Annotated in this window: 16 protein-coding genes; 9 read left to right on the top strand and 7 right to left on the bottom strand. The window is 60.3% G+C overall.

Annotated features, from left to right (window positions below; all coding sequences use genetic code 11):
- Positions 1-263: 263 nt before the first annotated feature.
- Genes dmul_RS15520 through dmul_RS15510 form a run of 3 tightly spaced genes read left to right on the top strand, consistent with a single transcriptional unit; the run spans position 264 to position 2,711 of the window.
- On the top strand, positions 264-1,319 hold the full coding sequence (locus dmul_RS15520; RefSeq protein WP_020877735.1) for a deoxyguanosinetriphosphate triphosphohydrolase: 1,056 nt from the start codon (positions 264-266) through the stop codon (positions 1,317-1,319).
- Between the two features lie 19 nt (positions 1,320-1,338).
- On the top strand, positions 1,339-1,932 hold the full coding sequence (locus tag dmul_RS15515; protein WP_020877734.1) for a hypothetical protein: 594 nt from the start codon (positions 1,339-1,341) through the stop codon (positions 1,930-1,932).
- Positions 1,929-2,711: a YkgJ family cysteine cluster protein gene (locus dmul_RS15510; RefSeq protein WP_020877733.1), complete on the top strand. Its 783-nt coding sequence runs from the start codon at positions 1,929-1,931 to the stop codon at positions 2,709-2,711. Before dmul_RS15515 ends, dmul_RS15510 begins: the two co-directional genes overlap by 4 nt.
- A 20-nt stretch (positions 2,712-2,731) precedes the next feature.
- Here the strand turns inward: dmul_RS15510 and dmul_RS15505 are convergent, their stop codons facing one another.
- On the bottom strand, positions 2,732-3,547 hold the full coding sequence (locus dmul_RS15505) for an SDR family NAD(P)-dependent oxidoreductase (RefSeq protein WP_020877732.1): 816 nt from the start codon (positions 3,545-3,547) through the stop codon (positions 2,732-2,734).
- Positions 3,544-4,287 (bottom strand): YkgJ family cysteine cluster protein, encoded by a 744-nt coding sequence (locus tag dmul_RS15500; RefSeq protein ID WP_020877731.1) that lies wholly within the window; start codon positions 4,285-4,287, stop codon positions 3,544-3,546. Before dmul_RS15500 ends, dmul_RS15505 begins: the two co-directional genes overlap by 4 nt.
- Before the next feature lie 640 nt (positions 4,288-4,927).
- Here dmul_RS15500 and aprB point away from each other — a divergent pair.
- The 6 genes from aprB (at position 4,928) to mnmL (ending at position 13,637) form a co-directional block, all read left to right on the top strand.
- Positions 4,928-5,365, top strand: coding sequence for an adenylyl-sulfate reductase subunit beta (gene aprB / locus dmul_RS15495; protein ID WP_020877730.1), 438 nt, complete (start codon positions 4,928-4,930; stop codon positions 5,363-5,365).
- A 95-nt stretch (positions 5,366-5,460) separates the two neighbouring features.
- Positions 5,461-7,434, top strand: coding sequence for an adenylyl-sulfate reductase subunit alpha (gene aprA, locus dmul_RS15490; RefSeq protein WP_020877729.1), 1,974 nt, complete (start codon positions 5,461-5,463; stop codon positions 7,432-7,434).
- Between the two features lie 261 nt (positions 7,435-7,695).
- Complete coding sequence (locus dmul_RS15485) at positions 7,696-8,973, top strand: CoB--CoM heterodisulfide reductase iron-sulfur subunit A family protein (protein ID WP_020877728.1); 1,278 nt, start codon at positions 7,696-7,698, stop codon at positions 8,971-8,973.
- A 96-nt stretch (positions 8,974-9,069) separates the two neighbouring features.
- On the top strand, positions 9,070-11,406 hold the full coding sequence (locus dmul_RS15480; protein WP_020877727.1) for an FAD-dependent oxidoreductase: 2,337 nt from the start codon (positions 9,070-9,072) through the stop codon (positions 11,404-11,406).
- Positions 11,407-11,492: 86 nt separating this feature from the next.
- On the top strand, positions 11,493-12,641 hold the full coding sequence (qmoC, locus tag dmul_RS15475; RefSeq protein ID WP_020877726.1) for a quinone-interacting membrane-bound oxidoreductase complex subunit QmoC: 1,149 nt from the start codon (positions 11,493-11,495) through the stop codon (positions 12,639-12,641).
- Between the two features lie 78 nt (positions 12,642-12,719).
- A complete protein-coding gene (mnmL, locus tag dmul_RS15470; RefSeq protein ID WP_020877725.1) occupies positions 12,720-13,637 on the top strand; it encodes a tRNA modification radical SAM protein MnmL/YtqA in 918 nt (305 codons plus the stop codon).
- Here the strand turns inward: mnmL and dmul_RS15465 are convergent.
- Genes dmul_RS15465 through dmul_RS15445 form a run of 5 tightly spaced genes read right to left on the bottom strand, consistent with a single transcriptional unit; the run spans position 13,634 to position 17,623 of the window.
- The gene (locus dmul_RS15465) at positions 13,634-14,362 is read right to left on the bottom strand and encodes an amino acid ABC transporter ATP-binding protein (protein ID WP_020877724.1); all 729 of its coding nucleotides are present in this window, start codon (positions 14,360-14,362) and stop codon (positions 13,634-13,636) included. The two genes, mnmL and dmul_RS15465, sit on opposite strands and share 4 nt — an antisense overlap.
- Positions 14,363-14,402: 40 nt before the next feature.
- On the bottom strand, positions 14,403-15,899 hold the full coding sequence (locus tag dmul_RS15460; RefSeq protein WP_020877723.1) for a Kae1-like domain-containing protein: 1,497 nt from the start codon (positions 15,897-15,899) through the stop codon (positions 14,403-14,405).
- Positions 15,900-15,902: 3 nt separating this feature from the next.
- Positions 15,903-16,898, bottom strand: coding sequence for an SPFH domain-containing protein (locus dmul_RS15455; protein ID WP_020877722.1), 996 nt, complete (start codon positions 16,896-16,898; stop codon positions 15,903-15,905).
- A complete protein-coding gene (locus dmul_RS15450; protein ID WP_020877721.1) occupies positions 16,895-17,353 on the bottom strand; it encodes an NfeD family protein in 459 nt (152 codons plus the stop codon). The genes dmul_RS15455 and dmul_RS15450 overlap by 4 nt, the downstream gene beginning before the upstream one ends.
- Positions 17,354-17,368: 15 nt before the next feature.
- Entirely contained in the window at positions 17,369-17,623 is a 255-nt protein-coding gene (locus tag dmul_RS15445) for a HypC/HybG/HupF family hydrogenase formation chaperone (RefSeq protein WP_020877720.1), read from the bottom strand.
- Positions 17,624-17,729 lie beyond the last annotated feature (106 nt).

Here is a 17,729-nt window from a genome sequence, read left to right as displayed (position 1 = left end):
ATAGTCCCCATTTAAGATAACGCAAATGACAGCGCAAATGTCGACGTTCGCGATGCCCTGCGGAAAACGGCTGAAGACGGCAGCGTCGGGAGCCGGGGCTGCCGGAATCTCAAAACGCCGTCTGCCGCGGCGTCACCCATCGGGTTTTTCGCCTTCAGCCGCTCCGCCTGAGACAACGGGATGGGGCGAGAGTCCTTCTCCGGCGTCACCGGCTTCCGAGAGTCGAATAAGCGTTAATGATGACGGGTATGGAGTGATCGACGATGTCTATTCGTGAGGACTTCGAGGAACGGGAACGGCGTTTCATGTCCCCCCACGGGTGTCTGAGTTCCCGCTCGAGGGGTCGGGTTCGGCCGGAGCCCCTGCGATCCATACGGACGGCCTTTCAGCTGGATCGTGATCGGATCGTCTTCAGCAATGCCTTCCGGCGAATGAAATACAAGACCCAGGTGTTCCTGTCCCCCCTGGGGGATCAATACCGGACCCGTCTGACCCATACCCTCGAGGTGGCCCACATCGCGCGGACCATTGCCCGGGCGATGTATCTGAACGAGGATCTGGCCGAGGCCATCGCGTTGGGTCACGATCTTGGCCACACCCCCTTCGGGCACGGTGGGGAGACGGCTCTCAAGGAGATCTTTTCCCACAGCTTCGCCCACAACGAACAGAGCCTCCGGGTGGTGGACTTTCTCGAAAACCAGGGGCTCGGCCTCAACCTGACCTACGAGGTCCGGGACGGCATTCTCAAACATTCCAAAGGGTACGGCAAGATCATTCCCGACGACCCGGAGGATGCGCCCTGCACCGCCGAAGGCCAGATCGTCCGGATCGCCGACATCATGGCCTATCTCAACCACGACCTCGAGGATGCGATGAGAAGCCGAGTCATTCACGAGAGTCAGGTTCCCGAGTTCTGCGTGAGGGTCCTGGGGCGGACCCATTCCGATCGGGCCACGGCCATGATGCGGGACCTCATTTTTTCCAGCCGGGTCGAAGACGACCGTCTGATCCTCAGCAACAGCCAGGAGGTTCACGACGCCATGGCGGAGCTGCGCCGGTTCCTCTATGACAACGTCTACCGGTCCCCCAAGGTCCACAAGGAATTCGTCAAGGCGAAGAAGATCCTGTCGGAGCTCTACGCCTTTTATCTGGAAAATCCCTCACAGCTGGAGCGGGAACTCCTCAACCTCGAGATGCGGAATCTGATGAACAATGGTCAGCCCTACGAGCGCGTGGTGTGCGACTTCATTGCCAGCATGACCGACCGGTACGCCATGAACCTCTATTCCCGGTTGTTTTTCCCCAGCCCTCTCGTATGACCGCATTAAAGGATATGCCATGACCCCGACCCCGGACATTACGGCCCCCTTCATCGGGCGGCTGAAAACCCTTTATGCCGATATGGACGCCGCCTATCGAAAGGCGGCGGATCACTACGGGTTTCATTGCCGCGGCTGTGAGGACAACTGCTGCCTCACCCGTTTTTTTCACCACACTCACCTGGAACACCGGTATCTCCGGGAAGGGTTTCGCCGCCTTCCCGACGCCCTGCGGGAGGAGATCCGGGAGCGGGCGGATCTGGCGCGGCAACAGACGGCCGCCGCCGAAAAAGAAGGCGCTCCTCCCCGGATCATGTGCCCCCTGAACGGGGAAGGATGGTGCCGGCTTTACGATTACCGCCCCATGATCTGCCGCCTCCACGGCATTGCCCACGAGGTTCATCCGCCGGGCCGGCCGGCCTTCCGGTCGCCGGGATGCGCGGTCTTCTCGCGCCGGGCGGCGGGGCGCGATGATTTCCGGTTCGATCGGACGCCGTTCTACAGGGCCATGGCGCTGTTGGAAAACGAACTGAGGCAGGCCGCGGGGATCACCGTCAAACTGAAAATGACCGTCGCGGACATGATCGCGACCTTCGAGGATCGGCCGTCATGAAGCATATCGACCCGGAATCCCTTGAAGATCTTCCCGGCAGACGTCTTGGCGGGGAGGATCGTTTCTCGTTTGCCTGCCATCCGAAGGTGGGCTGTTTCAACCGTTGTTGCCGGAACCTCAACCTCTTTCTGTACCCCTACGACGTGGTTCGGCTCCGGAAAAACCTGGACATCTCCTCGGACCGGTTTCTGGAGCGCTACGTCGACGTGGTTCTCCGGCCCGGAAGCCATTTCCCCGAGGTGCTGCTTCGCATGGCGGACAACGCGGAAAAAACCTGTCCCTTCCTGACCGATGCCGGGTGCTCGGTCTATCCGGATCGTCCCGACACCTGCCGGACGTTTCCCGTGGAGCAGGGCGTGCTGTTCGACGCCGGAACCGGGCGCGCCGAGCGCATCCATCTGTTCCGGCCTCCGTCTTTCTGTCTGGGGCGCCACGAGGACCGGACGTGGACCGTCGCGTCCTGGGCCGAGGATCAGGACGCGACGCGCCACAACGAGATGACCCTGGCATGGGCCTCGGTGAGGCGCCGTTTCCAGGCGAACCCCTGGGGTGCCGAAGGGCCCCGGGGCCCCAAGGCCAGGATGGCCTTCATGGCGGCCTACAACATCGATGCGTTCCGTGATTTTGTGTTCAGGAGCAGCTTTCTGAAGCGATACAAGGTCAGGCCGGAGCGCCAGCGGAAATACCGGCGCAGCGACATCGAGCTGCTGAAGCTGAGCTTCGAATGGATCGCCTTCTACCTGTGGGGGGTGCCGCCCACCCGTTTCCGACCCCGGTAGGTCGAAACAGGGGGCGGCGATCATACCACGCCGGGCGGCATGGGGGCGACTTCCTCGCCGCCGAGCACATATCCGCCGTCGAGACGAAGAACGGCCCCGGTCATGAAGGGGGCGTCCCGGAGGATGAAGATCACGGCTTTGGCGATGTCGTCGACGACACCCGTCCGTCCCAGGAGGGTGTGGTCGAGGATCGCCCGCTTCCGGGCTTCGGTGAGCAGCCCCCATCCCCGGGTTTCCCGGGCATGTCGGGTGTCGAAGATGCCCAGCATGATCTCGTTCACCCGAACCTCGGGGGCGCCGAGCCGGGCCCAGGTCTCCGTCAGAAGAGAGATGCCCCGGTTGGCGGCGGAATACCCTTCGTTGAAGATATAGGCGGTCGGGCCCGACCTGCCGACGATTCCCGCAATCGATGAGATGTTGACGACGACGCCGTCGCCCGAGGCCTTGAGATGCGGGAGAGCCGCGGTGAAAACCCATTGCTTGGCCCGGAGGGTCGTGGCCATCTCCAGATCCCACTGGTCCCGGGTGTAGGCGCCGTGAACGATGGGCCAGCCGCCCCGCTCGATGTTGTTGACGAGGATGTCGAGCCGCCCGAAACGGTCGATCACCCGGTCCACCATCTCGGAAATCGTATCGGTGTCGAGAAGGTTTGTCCGGAGGATCAGGTGGTCGGCACCCGAGGCGGCGAAATCCCGACGCATGGCGTCCAGGCTCTCTTCCCAGTCGTAATGAGTCAGGGCCAGCCGGACTCCGGCATCGGCCAGCGCCAGACCCACGCCTTTTCCGATGCCCTTGACCGCGCCGAGCACCAGCGCCGTCTTCCCGGCCAGGCTCATGACGTTCCGCCTCCCGCCTGAAGGAAAAGGGTCCGCTTCAGCCAGTCGAGGGAAAAGCGAAGCAGGGTCTCGTCGTCGATGTCGGCGACGGCCGGCCCGTGGGGAAGCGAGGCGAGATCCTTCAACAGGTCGTTTTCGACCGCCTGCCGGCGAAAGGCGTCGAGATCGTAGGCGGCCAGGTGAAAGAGGTGCCGTTCCCGGACATCCAGCGGCTGGGGGTGGCACCGGGCCTTGAGACCGATAATTTCCATCAGGCGGTCGTTCATCTCGTTGTAGACCGGCAGCCCCTGCTCCTCGATCCACCCGCGAACGGTCCGACGCTCTCCCTCCCGGAAGCCCTTGCAGTGGGGCTCCCGGATGAGGGCATACCGCTCCGTTATTTGTCCGGTCTCCCGGGATCGGGACGCGAGGCGTGCCAGGGGATAGGCACGACACGAGGAAGGGCGGTCGGCGTAAACGGTGCATCCCTTGTCGCTGACAAAGGGGCAGGTCATGCCCGATGCGGAATCCTGGCGCAGAACGACGACCGGAAGACCGGTTTCTGGACCGATGTGTGTGACGGTGTATCGTTCGAGGAAGACATCGGACGGGAGGCCGAGGCGGTTTTTGAGCCTCAGGATGTCATAGGGGGTCAGAAACTGGTTGAGGTCCCGGCAACAGTCGTTGAAGCAGACGCCCCCCGGCCTGCAGGCGAAGGTGAAGGCGTCGTCCGGGGACAGTGGAATCCATTCATTTTCCATATCGTATCTCTCCATCGTGATTGGCGCGGGGTTATCCCTGTCAGGTTCAGCTTGATACGGTTCGCCGGGATTGTCAACCCAAAACCCGCGTGAAAACGGCACCGCCGATCCGGATGAAATCATATTAACTCAACTTTTTAACTCAACTTTCGACTTTCATAGGCCGTATCCTCCCGGCACCGCTATCCGGTCACCATCATGAAAGTCGAAGGTTGAAATATTAACCAGACTGAAGCGGACCCACGGCGCACCCCTTCAAAAGAGGTTGACAAGCGCCTTAAAGGGTGTTAGGTCAGAAACCTTGTCAAGAGGTCGGCTTTCAGCTTTCAACACCAGCGTAAGCGCCGCCGCCGGATACTCCGGCGCCGTATCCCGGGTCGGGAAACCGTCGATAAAAACATCGGCGCTCGAAGAAAGTTGTTTACACCGGGATGGATTTGACATAGTTAAGCAATTTGGGATCTCACAGGCAGTAAGTCTTTGACATAGGCAAGTCGGTAATTTTTTTGAGAAATGGTCCAAAGTCAGCTTTTTGGCCACAGGTAGGAAGGGAGGTGCAGACAGCTTAAGTTGCAACACATCTGATTTAGGTTGTTAGACCTTTACCATCACCAAACGCTAACTGTAGGAGGTATTGTAAATGCCAAGTTTTGTAATTCAGGAAAAATGTGACGGCTGCAAGGGTGGAGATAAGACCGCGTGTATGTACATCTGCCCCAACGACCTGATGGTTCTCGATCCCAACGCAATGAAAGCCTACAATCAGGAGCCCGATCAGTGCTGGGAATGCTTCTCCTGCGTGAAAATCTGCCCGACTCAGGCCATCGAGGTCAGAGGCTATGCCGATTTCGTGCCCCTGGGAAGCTCCATTATGCCGATGATGGGTACCGAAGACGTCATGTGGACCTGTAAGTTCAGAAATGGTGTTATCAAACGCTTCAAATTCCCCATCCGTACCACTCCCGAAGGCGCCGCCAATGCATACGCCGACCTGAAGGGCAAGGATCTCGACAGCGAGCTGCTCGCCACCGAAGAGACGGACGGCGTCACCCTGAAGAAGCCGATCGCCACGGTCTAACGTCGGAATTCCACACCGTCGTTACGGGTGACACGGCAGTAATCGGAAGTAAAAAAATCATAAAATTCTGATAATACTTTAAGGAGGTATGGAGTATGGCATTACCGAACAAACCGATGGGAGAGCTTAAAGCGGTTAGGGATCCTGAAGTTGACGAGCGCGAAGTTGACATTCTGATCGTAGGCGGCGGTATGGCTGCTTGCGGCGCGGCCTTTGAAATCAAGAAATGGGCCGGCGACAAGAAGGTCCTTCTCTGCGACAAGGCCGCCATGGAAAGAAGCGGCGCCGTTGCCCAGGGCCTCTCGGCCATCAATACCTATATCGGCAGCAATACCCCTGACGACTATGTCCGGATGGTCCGTAACGACCTGATGGGCCTGGTTCGTGAAGACCTGATCTTCGACCTGGGCTGCCATGTCGACGACTCCGTGCATCTGTTCGAGGAATGGGGCCTGCCGATCTGGAAAAAGACCGAGGACGGAAAGAACCTCGACGGCAAGAAGGGCCAGAAGATGGGGACGCTGAAATCCGGCGCCGCCCCGGTCCGCACCGGTAAATGGCAGATCATGATCAACGGCGAATCCTACAAGAGAATCGTCGCCGAGGCCGCGAAGCTGGCTTTGGGTGAAGACAACATCATCGAACGCTGCTTCATCGTCGAGCTGCTGCTGGACGCCAATGAAGAAAACCGCATCGCCGGTGCCGTTGGCTTTTCCGTTCGCGAGAACAAGGTTTATATCATCAAGGCCAATACCATGATGGTCGCCTGCGGCGGCGCCGTCAACATCTACCAGCCCCGTTCGGTCGGCGAGGGCAAGGGCCGCGCCTGGTATCCCGTATGGAACGCCGGTTCCACCTACACCATGTGTATGAAGGTCGGCGCCGAACTGTCCATGATGGAAAACCGTTTCACCCCGGCCCGTTTTAAAGACGGCTACGGCCCGGTCGGTGCATGGTTCCTCCTGTTCAAGGCCAAAACCCTCAATGGTCTGGGCGAAGCCTTTGCCGGCAGCGCCGCCGCCAAGTCCGAGCTCGAGAAATACGCGCCTTACGGAACCGCCGCCATCACCCCGACCTGTCTGCGTAACCACCTGATGCTGTTCGAGATGAAGGAAGGCCGCGGCCCCATCATCATGGACACCGTCACCGCTCTGGCCGAACTCGGCAAGACCATGGACAAGAAGGAACTCAAGCACCTCGAGTCCGAAGCCTGGGAAGACTTCCTCGACATGACCTGCGGCCAGGCCAACCTCTGGTGCGCCACCAACACCGAGCCCGAGAAGAAGAACTCCGAGGTTATGCCCACCGAGCCTTACCTGCTGGGTTCCCATTCCGGCTGCTGCGGTCTCTGGACCTCCGGCCCCGATTTCGACTGGGTGCCGGAAGCCTACAAGATCAAATACAAGGGCAAGGTTTACAACCGTATGACCACCGTCAACGGTCTGTTCACCTCCGGTGACGGCGTCGGCTGCTCCGGCCATAAGTTCTCCTCCGGCTCCCACGCCGAGGGCCGCATGGCCGCCAAGGCCATGGCCAAGTTCGTGCGCGACAACGCCGACTTCAAACCGACCCTGAAACAGTCCAAGGAAGAGCTGGTCGACCTGGTCTACAAGCCGGTCCGCACCTTCCTGGACAACTGCAACTACACCACCGCCATCGACATCAACCCGGCATACATCAAGCCCAATGGAATGATGTACCGACTGATGAAGGCGACCCACGAGTACGGTGCCGGCACCGCGACCTTCTACCAGACCTCCAGCAAGATGCTGGAAGTGGTCATGGATCTGCTCCAGACCATGCGCGAGGACTGTGAGAAGCTGGCAGCGGGCGACCTCCACGAGCTCATGAGGGCCTGGGAGATCGAGCATCGTATCTGGACCGTCGAGGCTCACCTGCGTCACATCCAGTTCCGTAAAGAGACCCGTTACCCCGGCTTCTACTATCAGGCCGACTTCCCGGGTCAGGATGATGAAAACTGGTTCTGCTTCGTCAACTCCAAGTACGATCCGGCCAAGAAGGAATGGGATATCTTCAAGAAAGAATACATCAAGATCATTCCCGATTAATTGATGCGGAGACCGGAATGCTCAGGAGTTCCGATATCCAATAGAGATTGAACCGAAACCTCCGGGTGTTTTCGAATGCCCGGAGGTTTTTGTTAAGATGTGACGACGCATGTGTCAGGCGTTATGTGCCCGCATCGAAAGATGCATCGAGAACCGGACGTTGCCGGCACATAACTCCTAACACCCGGTATTTGATTAGGATGGAACATTTATGCAACCTTACTTTAATCACACAAACATTATGATGCACGGAGGGATAGCATGACGGTAGACAAACAAGCCCCTGGTAGCGGAAGCATTATGGTTGTTGGCGGTGGGATCAGTGGGTTAACGACGGCCCTCGAAGCTGCCGAAGTGGGGTATGAGGTATTCATCATCGAGAAGAACCCATACCTGGGCGGTCGAGTGGCGCAATTAAACCAGTATTTTCCCAAGCTATGTCCTCCGACCTGCGGACTCGAGATCAATTTCAGGCGGATCAAGGACAATCCGAACATCAAGGTGTTCACGCTGGCCGAGGTGGAAAAGGTGAGCGGCAATCCCGGAAACTACACCGTCGATGTAAAGCTGAGCCCCCGATACGTCAACAGCAACTGCACCTGCTGCGGGGAATGCGGCAAGGCCTGCGAGACCGAAGTCCCCAATGACTTCAATTTCGGGATGGATCGCATCAAGGGGGCTTATCTCCCCCATGAAATGGCGTTTCCGGCCAGGTACGTCATTTCGCCCAGGATCATCGGCACCGAAGATGCCAAAAAGGTCAAGGCCGCCTGCAAATATGATGCGGTGGAGCTGGATATGGAGGCGAAAACCATATCCCTCAGTGTCGGTTCCGTCGTGTGGGCCACGGGTTGGGAGCCTTACGATGCCAACCGGATCGACAACCTCGGGTTCGGTCGGTACCCGAACATCGTCACCAACATGATGATCGAACGCCTGGCGGCGCCCAACGGCCCCACCAAGGGCAAGATCCTGAGGCCCTCCGACGACAAGGCCCCCGAATCCATCGCCTTTGTCCAGTGTGCCGGCTCCCGGGACGAAAATCATCTTCCCTACTGTTCCTATATCTGCTGCATGGCCTCCCTGAAGCAGGCCACCTATGTCCGAGCCCTGTATCCCGACGCCAAAATCTACATCTTCTATATCGACATCCGTTCCCCGGGTCAGCGGTATGAAAAATTCTACAACATGGTCAAGGCGGACGAGAATGTCTTTTTTATCAAGGGTAAGGTCGCCGAAGTCAGCGAGGATCCCGACACCCGGAATATCACCGTTGTCGCGGAAAACGCCGTCACCGGCGAAAAAATTCATCAAACCGTCGACATGGTCGTGCTGGCCACGGGCATGCAGCCGACGGCCGCCAACATCAAGCTGCCGGCGGATCTGAAGTACAACGCGGACGGGTTCATCATCAACGATTTCGAAAAAGGCGGCATGTTCGGTACCGGTTGCGCAGCCAAGCCCTTTGACGTGACGTCGGCCAATCAACATGCCACCGGAACGGCACTGAAAGCGATTCAAACCCTGGTGAACAAATAACGGTGACCAGCGAACAGGAATCGGAAATTCGTCCCGGGGGCATTGTCGATGCCGGCGGGCGACGGGTAACCGACGACTGAAATCAGGAGGATATCCATGGATAAAAAGTACGGTGTATATATCTGCACAGGTTGTGGAATCGGGGAAGCCCTGGATGTTAAATCACTCTGCGCTGTGCCGGAGGATGAAGGCTTGCCGGTCAAGACGCACCCCTGCTTCTGCGGCAAGGAGGGTGTCGAACTGCTCAAGAAGGACATTGCAGACGGTACCAACACCCTGGTCCTGGCGGCCTGTTCCCGCCGCGTCAATTTCGACACCTTCCGGTTCGACGGCTGCATCGTCGACCGGGTGAATATCAGGGAAGGGGTGGTCTGGTCCCATCCCCGGGATCAGTTTCCGGCCCTTACCGATGAAGAGAAGGAAGACGAGGACAATTTCGACCGCGTCCAGATGATGGCCGAGGATTATATTCGTATGGGGATGGCCCGGGTCGAAAAGGTCAAGCTTCCCGAGGCCTACAAGCAGGACAATTTCAGTGAGCGAATCCTCGTCATCGGCGGCGGCATCACCGGCATATCCGCTGCGGTGGACGCGGCCAAGGCCGGCTATGAGGTCACCGTCGTCGAAAAAGAATCCTACCTCGGCGGATATGCCGCCAAGGTCCGGAAACAGACCCCCGTAGGCGAGCCTTACGACAGCCTGATTCCCCCCATTATCCAGGGCAGGATCGATGCGCTTGAAAAACACCCCAACATCACGGTCAAGACCAACACCGTGGTGGCGCGCATCGCCGGGGAGCCCGGAGATTTCACGGTGACTTTCAAGAAGCCCGGCGAAAAGATCGAGTTCGACGTGCCTTATCCCCTTCCGGACGAGATGAAGGTCGACGAAAGCGGCAAGGAGCTCGACGTCGAAACGATTCATGAACGGTATATGGAATACAACAAGGGGCGGAAGGATATCCTGACCCTGGACCCCAACGGTGAGAAGTTCGGGGCCGTGGTGCTGGCCGCCGGATGGCGCCCCTACAAACCCGCCGACGGCGAGTTTGCCAATTTAGGGTATGGGGAGATCCCCGATGTCGTCACCAACGCCAGGTTCGAGGAGCTTGCCGCCGCAGGCCCTGTCAAGCGGCCTTCGGACGGTAAGCCCGCCAAGTCCGTCGTCTTCATTCAGAGCCCCGGCGGCGAGGCGGGCGACGCCGACTTCTCCTACGCCGGCGCCGTGACCAGCATGGTCTCCCTGAAACAGGCCAAGTATGTGCGCGAGGATTACGAGGACGGCAAGGCCTATGTGTTCTACCAGCACATGCGGACCCCCGGCCTCAACGAGAATTTCTACAAAAGCATCCAGCAGGATCCCGGCATCTTCCTCACCAAGGGTGAGGTCATCCAGGTCTCCAGTAACGGCGACGGCCTGGTCATCGATGCCGACAACACCCTCCTGGGGGAGAATATCCGGGTCAAGGCCGACATGGTCGTCCTGGGCACCGGCATGGTGCCGGCCACGGCCGATGATCCCGTCGTCAACCTCGCCTACCGTCAGGGACCGGCCTTCCGGGATATCGGGCTTTTCAACGGGTACTCCGACTCCAACTTCATCTGCTTTCCTTATGAAACCCAGCGAACCGGCATCTACGCCGCCGGCGCCGTCCGCCGCAGCATGACGATGGAAGAGTCCATCGAAGACGCCGCCGGCGCCGCGCTCAAGGCCATCCAGTGCATCCGGTCCACCAACCGCGGTGTGTCGGTTCACCCCCGCTCCGGCGACATGACCTTCCCGGACTTCTTCTTCCAGCGGTGTACCCAGTGCAAGCGCTGCACGGAAGAGTGTCCCTTCGGCGCTCTCGACGACGACGCCAAGGGAACGCCCAAGCCGAATCCCGCCCGATGCCGCCGCTGCGGCACCTGTATGGGGGCCTGCCCCGAGCGGATCATCGGATTTGCCGACTACAACGTCGACAGCATCGGTTCCATGGTCAAGTCCGTCAAGGTGCCATCGGAAGACGATTATTCCGAACCGCCCTTCAGGGTTCTCGGACTGGTCTGTGAAAACGACGCCTTCCCGGCCCTGGACATGGCGGCCATCAACGGCCTGTCCTACTCGGCCGACGTCCGGCTGATCCCCGTGCGCTGCCTCGGATCCGTCAACGTAATCTGGATCAAGGACGCCCTTTCCCAGGGCATGGACGGCGTTTTCCTCCTGGGGTGCAAGCATGGCGATGATTACCAGTGCCACTTTGTCAAGGGGAGCGAGCTGGCCGAAATCCGGATGAAGAAAATCGGCGACGCTCTCGCCAGCCTGGCCCTCGAGGAGGAGCGTGTGGCGCAGTTCGAGATCGCCATCGATCAATACGACAAGGTTCCGGAGATCATCAACGGTTTCGTGGAATCCATCGAAGCCCTGGGCCCGAACCCGTTCAAGGGATTCTAGTCAGGTAAAAACAGCAAGTGGGACGCCGGCGGAGGATGGGTTTCCGCCGCCGGCACGCCATTCTTAACGGATCAGGAGGTACTGAGATGACGGATAGATATGTGGTGGAGCCCGACGTCGGATTTATCAACGAGGTCATCGGGCTTGGTGGCGAAGATCTCAAGAAGTGTTATCAGTGTGCGACCTGTGCTGTGGCATGTCCGATTTCTCCGGACAATAAGCCCTTTCCCCGCAAAGAGATGATCGCGGCGTCCTGGGGGTTGAAGGACAAGCTGGTGGGGAATGCCGATATCTGGCTGTGCCACAACTGCGGCGACTGTTCGACCCTGTGCCCCAGAGGCGCCAAACCCGGTGACGTTCTGGGCGCCATTCGGGCCTATGCCATCCAGGAGTATGCCCAGCCCAAGAAGCTGGCCGAGCTTTTCAACGATCCCAAGAAATTGCCGGTGCTGTTCGCGATTCCCGCCGTTCTTTTCATCGTGCTCGGCATTATCGGCAACATCCTCGGCTTTCACTTCCTGGATTTCACGCCCGGGGGCGAGGAGATCGTGCATGCCAAATTCATTCATACCACATTGGTCGACATCATCATGATTCCGACCTTCTTCGCGGCCATCGGCATTTTTGCCATGGGCCTGAAACGCTTAATTGCCGACATCCACAAGGATGCGCTCGAAACCGGCAAGACGACCCTCCAGAAGATCGACCCCAAGGGTTTTGCGGAGGCGCTGGTCCGGGTCATTCCCGGGATATTCAAGCACAAGAAATTCACCGAGTGCGGCGAGAACACCGAACGGGCCACCTCTCACATGATGGTCTTCTTCGGTTTTCTGGGTCTGTTCATCGTGACGAACATCTTCTTTGTCGTCCTTTACGGCTTCGGGATCCATGGGCCCTATTCCCAGCTGAACCCGGTGAAATGGCTCGCCAACATTGCCGGCGTAGCCCTCATCATCGGCGCGGCGCTGATGATCAAGGACCGCACGGCCAAGCCGGACCAGGTTTCCGCCTATAAAGACTGGTTCATCATCGGCCTGGCCCTGGCCCTGGGCGCCACGGGCATGCTGACCCAGATGACCCGCCTGGGGGGCGCCGCCGGTCTCTCTTATTTCATCTATTTCATCCATCTGCTCTGCATCTGGGTGTTTTTCATGTGCCTGCCGTTCTCCAAGTTCGCCCACATCATCTACCGGACGGTGGCCATGGCCTACGCCGAATACACCGGCAGAAAATAACAGACAACCCGGGACGCTGCTGTCTTCGGATGATGAGGGGGAGCCTTCGGGCTTCCCCTCGCTGTTTCGAGGAACGCCATGACGGCTTTGCCGTACAGGGATTTCAACGCCTATTTGAGAGATCGCTTCGGGGAGCGGGTCCAGAAGATTATCGTGGATGCCGGCCTCGACTGTCCCAATCGGGACGGCACGGTAGCCCGGGGCGGATGTATCTATTGCAACCGCCGGGGATCGGGCACCGGCAATCATGCCAAAGGGCTTTCCATCACCGAACAGATCCGGGTCGGCAGCCGATTCGTCGCCCGCCGCTACAAGGCCCGCAAGTTTCTGATCTACTTCCAGTCCTTTTCCAACACCTACGCGCCGGTGCCCGTGCTTCGGCGACTGTACGACGAGGCCCTCGGAGCCGTTCCCGGGATAGTGGGCCTCAGCATCGGCACGCGGCCGGACTGCGTGGACAAGGCGGTGCTGGATCTCCTCGGGGATTACGGCCGACGGACCCTGATGTGGGTGGAGTACGGTCTCCAATCGGCCCACGACGAGACCCTGCGGCGCATCAACCGGGGGCACGACGTCGCCTGTTTCCGGAGAGCGGCGGCCGAGACCCGGCGGCGGGGTATCCGCGTTTGCGCCCACGTCATATTGGGGCTGCCGGGGGAAAGCCGCGGAGAGATGATGGAAACGGCAAAGGCTCTGGCCGAGATGGGGATTGACGCAGTCAAAATCCACCTGCTTTACGTGGTCAGGGGGACGGCCCTGGAGCGCATGTACCGGACTGGGGCTTACCAATGCCTGACCCAGTCCGAATACGTAGACCTGGTCTGTGAATTTCTGGAGCATCTCCCCCCAAAGGTCGTCATCCAGCGTCTCACCGGCGATCCTCACCCGGATGAGCTTGTCGCCCCCGACTGGGCCCGCGACCGATCCACCCTGAACCGCATTCGTGAGACCCTGACCGCCGCCCATCGTTTCCAGGGGGGGCGATACGGCGGCTAGTGCTTGAGAATCTTGCCGAGAAACGAGCGGGTCCGCTCGTCCTCCGGTGCGGTGAAAAACGCCGTGGGGGTTCCGGTTTCGATGATTCTGCCGTCATCCATGAACACCACCTTGCTCGCCACCTCCCGGGCAAACCCCATTTCGTGGGTCACGACGGCCATGGTCATTCCCTCTGCAGCCAGCTTTCGCATAACGTCGAGAACCTCGTTGATCATCTCGGGGTCCAGGGCCGACGTCGGTTCGTCAAAGAGCATGATTTTGGGCTGCATGGCCAACCCCCGGGCGATGGCCACGCGCTGTCGCTGTCCGCCGGATAACTGCGCCGGATAGGCGCCCGCCCTGTCATGGATGCCGACCTTTTCCAGCAGGTCCAGGGCGATGGCTTCGGCCGTTTTCCTGGGAACGTTCTTGACCTTGATGGGGGCGATGGTGATGTTCTCCATGACCGTCATATGGGGATAGAGGTTGAACTGCTGAGAGACGAAGCCGATCTCGGCCCTGAGCCTTGTGATGTTGGTGGCCTTGTCGTGGACCGGCAGGTCGTCCACGAAGATTTCACCCGACTTGATCCGTTCCAACTGGTTGATGCACCGGATGAGGGTGCTCTTTCCGGATCTGCTGGGCCCGCAGATGACCGCCGTTTCCCCGGCTTTCACATGAAAATCGATGTCCTTCAGCACGTGGTGCCGTCCGAACCATTTGTTGACCTTTTTGAACTCAATCATGAACGATCCTTTTCAGCCGCTCGCCGCGGCATTATGCTCGTCAGACGGTCGCGGCGGCCACCATGGCCTGGCCCAGGGAGATCCCGCCGTCATGGGTGGGGACGCGGGCGTGACTGAAGACCGAGAATCCCGCTCCGGTCAAAGCCCGGATCAAGCCCTTCAGCAGAATGACGTTCTGGAAGGCGCCGCCGCTCAGGACGACCCTGTCAAGCCCGGTGTTGCAGCGAATATCGGTGCACAGCGTCGTGAATTGGCGGATAAGGGTGTTGTGGAATTTTCGGCTGATGACCGGAACGCAAAGCCCTGAGAGACGATCCCGGACCACGCCCTCGATGATGGGAAAGAGCGGGATTTCCCGGCTGTTTTGAGCCGGGCGTTCGCAGGGGTAGCAGCCGGTCTCCGAGGGATCGGCCGACATTTCGAGGGCCATGGCCGCCTGTCCCTCGAAGGTGACGTCATACCGGATATCGAGAAGAGCGGCGACACCGTCGAACAGTCGCCCCAGGCTGGAGGTGAGCGGGGCCTGGAATCCTCCCCTGACCATGGCGAGAACGGCATCGATCCGGTCCGCGTCGAGGCGTCTGAGCATGGGAAGGTCCAGTTCCCGGAGGGCATCACCGAAAGCCCCGTGGAGATAGGCCACGGCCATTCGCCACGGCTCCCGAACGGCGGCATCACCCCCGGGCATGGGGGTGTAGGCCAGATGCGCGGCCCGCTCAAACGATCGGTAGTCGGCCGTCAAGACCTCTCCGCCCCATACGGCCCCGTCGGTGCCGAAACCCGTGCCGTCGAAGGCGAGACCGATGACGGGGCCTTCCAGTCCGTTTTCCGCCATGGCCGCCGCGACGTGGGCGTGATGGTGCTGGACGGGGATCTTCGTTCCGGAAGATCGCATCCGGGCATACCGGGTACTGAGGTAGTCGGGATGCGCGTCGTGGGCGATGATCTCGGGGGCGATGGCGAGGATGTGTTCGAGGTGCCGGATGACGGCGTCCAGGAACCGGTAGGTCTCGAGGTTTCTCACGTCCCCGATGTGCGGGCTCAAATAGGCGCATCGTTTCCGGGTGAGGCAGACCGCGTTCTTCAATTCGGCGCCGCAGGCCAGAATCGGCGGCAGGGATCGGTGCAGAAAGATGGGCGCGGGGGCATATCCCCGTGAACGGCGGATAAAGCGGCTGCGGCCGTCGATATGCCGGACAACGGCATCGTCGCTTCTCTGGCAGATGTCCCGGTCATGAATGAGAAATCCGTCGGCGATGCCTGACAGATCCCGATGCGCTGCGTCGTTGTCGACGGCGATGGGCGCCGTGTCCACGGCCCGGACTTCGGTAATGACGGCCGGGGGGGGCAGCGACGCCGTGATCTCCCGGGAGAAAGCCGTGACGGCGTCGACCGTTCCCTCAAGACGGATGCGGACCCCCGCCGACGCGTTGGCCACCTCTCCCTTCAGGCCGTGTCGGCGGGCCAGCCGATAGACGAAAGGACGAAACCCGACCCCCTGGACGACGCCGCTGATGTAGAGGGTTCTGGATACCATGGATCAGGGTTTGGGAAGATCCCAGCGGGTCACCGGCGACGCCGGCGGGGTCGCTGTTGCGGCCCCGGGCTCCGCAGCCGGTGTGTCGAAGACGTCCAGGATTCCCTTGGCCGCGGCAATGAAGCCGCCGACATCCGAAAGGGTGGCGGGGATGATCATGGTGTTGTTGGTTCGGGCCAGATTTCCGAATTCCTGGATGTACTGTTCGGCGATGCGGAGGTTGACCGCCTGAAGCCCCCCTGCCTGCTGGATGGCCTGGGCGATCTTCCCGATGCCCCGGGCCGTGGCTTCGGCCACCCGCTCGATCTCCTGTGCCCGACCCTCGGCCTCGTTGATCCGCTTCTGCTTTTCCCCCTCGGACTCCGCGATCATGGCCTGGCGGCGCCCCTCGGCGCGGTTGATTTCCGCCTGTCGTTTTCCTTCGGATTCGGCGATCTCGGCCCGCTTGTCCCGCTCGGCCTTCATCTGCTTCTCCATCGCCTCGATGATGCTCTGGGGCGGCTCGATATCCTTGATTTCATAGCGTGTCACCTTGACGCCCCAGGCGTCGCTGGCCTCGTCCACCGATTCCACCACCCGCATGTTGATGACCTCCCTGGCCTCGAAGGTGCCGTCGAGATCGAAGGTGCCGAAGACGCTCCGCATGGTGGTCTGGGCCATCTGCATGACGGCGTACTTGTAATCCTCGATGCCGTAACAGGATTTCTGGGCGTCCACCACCTGGAGGTAGAGGATGCCGTCCACCCCGATGGAGACGTTGTCCTTGGTGATGCAGACCTGTTGGGGCACGTCCACCGCCTCCTCCTTGAGGGAACGGCGGTAGGCGATGCGGTCGATAAACGGCACCAGGATGTGGAATCCGGCCTCGAGGGTCCGGCTGTATTTGCCCAGTCTTTCGACGATATAGGCCGTTCTCTGGGGGACGATGCGGATGGTCTTGAAGAAGACGACGATGACGAAAACCGCGATGCCGGCGGTGATCAGGGTGTAGAGGCTCATATCTTTCGGTACTCCTCCTCGTGAAGGGGTTCGACAAACAGCAGGATGCTGTCCCGACCGACGATCGAGACGTAGCGGCCTTTTTCCAGCAGCTCCTCGGACGCGGTTTCAGCCTTCCATGCGGCGCCCTTGAAGACCACCCGGCCGGGCCGGCCCCGGCGAAGGGGCTCCAGTACGACGGCGGTCCGGCCGATGAAATCGTCCGTCAGGTCCGGGCCGCTGTCCGGGCGGGGGGTGAATCTCCGGCGGAGCAGCACGAGAGAGCCGATGGAGACAACGACAAAGACGGCGATCTGAAGCGGCGCGCCTACATCCGCCCCGAGGCAGAGGAGGGCGACCACCCAGGCGCCGACGCCGAAGAAGACGATGATCACCCCCGGCGCGAAAAATTCGACGATGACGCAGAAGAGTCCGATGAGGAACCAGAGGGTCACGGGGTCTTTCAGCATCTCCATGGCGGGCCTCCGACATCAACTCGACGGTTCGGAAGCGTCGAAAGCTTCCCCGTCCATTGCGGCCCCCGCCTCCCGGAGCAGCCGGAGGGATTCCATGGCGACGATCTCATCGATGACGTGGAGGGCGAACCCGGCGTGGACGATCACGTAGGCGCCGACCGCGGCGTCTTCCGCCAACACCAGGCTGCACTCCCGCCGAATTCCGTCCACGTCGACGACGGCGGTGTCGCCGTCGATCCCGATAACCCTCGCGGGGATGGCAAGGCACATCTGGATGCGCTACTCCTCTGGTTGAACGGCACGGGTTTCGATGCCGACGCCGACGGCCTCGGGAGGTCCGCCGGCTTGTGCGGCGATTCCCGAAGGCGTTAAATAA

Source organism: Desulfococcus multivorans, from assembly GCF_001854245.1.
Taxonomy (GTDB): Bacteria; Desulfobacterota; Desulfobacteria; order Desulfobacterales; family Desulfococcaceae; genus Desulfococcus; species Desulfococcus multivorans.
The sequence above is the reverse complement of the archived record's forward strand: the minus strand, read 5'-3'. Positions and strand labels throughout refer to the sequence as shown.

What these genes read in the sequence shown, in the direction of transcription:
- dmul_RS15500 (WP_020877731.1), bottom strand. Translation starts at nt 4,287, where the DNA reads ATGGAAAATGAATGGATTCCACTGTCCCCGGACGACGCCTTCACCTTC.
- dmul_RS15510 (WP_020877733.1), top strand. Translation starts at nt 1,929, where the DNA reads ATGAAGCATATCGACCCGGAATCCCTTGAAGATCTTCCCGGCAGACGT.
- dmul_RS15450 (WP_020877721.1), bottom strand. Translation starts at nt 17,353, where the DNA reads ATGGAGATGCTGAAAGACCCCGTGACCCTCTGGTTCCTCATCGGACTC.
- dmul_RS15485 (WP_020877728.1), top strand. Translation starts at nt 7,696, where the DNA reads ATGACGGTAGACAAACAAGCCCCTGGTAGCGGAAGCATTATGGTTGTT.
- qmoC (WP_020877726.1), top strand. Translation starts at nt 11,493, where the DNA reads ATGACGGATAGATATGTGGTGGAGCCCGACGTCGGATTTATCAACGAG.
- dmul_RS15515 (WP_020877734.1), top strand. Translation starts at nt 1,339, where the DNA reads ATGACCCCGACCCCGGACATTACGGCCCCCTTCATCGGGCGGCTGAAA.
- dmul_RS15460 (WP_020877723.1), bottom strand. Translation starts at nt 15,899, where the DNA reads ATGGTATCCAGAACCCTCTACATCAGCGGCGTCGTCCAGGGGGTCGGG.
- mnmL (WP_020877725.1), top strand. Translation starts at nt 12,720, where the DNA reads ATGACGGCTTTGCCGTACAGGGATTTCAACGCCTATTTGAGAGATCGC.
- dmul_RS15455 (WP_020877722.1), bottom strand. Translation starts at nt 16,898, where the DNA reads ATGAGCCTCTACACCCTGATCACCGCCGGCATCGCGGTTTTCGTCATC.
- dmul_RS15520 (WP_020877735.1), top strand. Translation starts at nt 264, where the DNA reads ATGTCTATTCGTGAGGACTTCGAGGAACGGGAACGGCGTTTCATGTCC.
- dmul_RS15445 (WP_020877720.1), bottom strand. Translation starts at nt 17,623, where the DNA reads ATGTGCCTTGCCATCCCCGCGAGGGTTATCGGGATCGACGGCGACACC.
- aprA (WP_020877729.1), top strand. Translation starts at nt 5,461, where the DNA reads ATGGCATTACCGAACAAACCGATGGGAGAGCTTAAAGCGGTTAGGGAT.
- dmul_RS15465 (WP_020877724.1), bottom strand. Translation starts at nt 14,362, where the DNA reads ATGATTGAGTTCAAAAAGGTCAACAAATGGTTCGGACGGCACCACGTG.
- aprB (WP_020877730.1), top strand. Translation starts at nt 4,928, where the DNA reads ATGCCAAGTTTTGTAATTCAGGAAAAATGTGACGGCTGCAAGGGTGGA.
- dmul_RS15505 (WP_020877732.1), bottom strand. Translation starts at nt 3,547, where the DNA reads ATGAGCCTGGCCGGGAAGACGGCGCTGGTGCTCGGCGCGGTCAAGGGC.
- dmul_RS15480 (WP_020877727.1), top strand. Translation starts at nt 9,070, where the DNA reads ATGGATAAAAAGTACGGTGTATATATCTGCACAGGTTGTGGAATCGGG.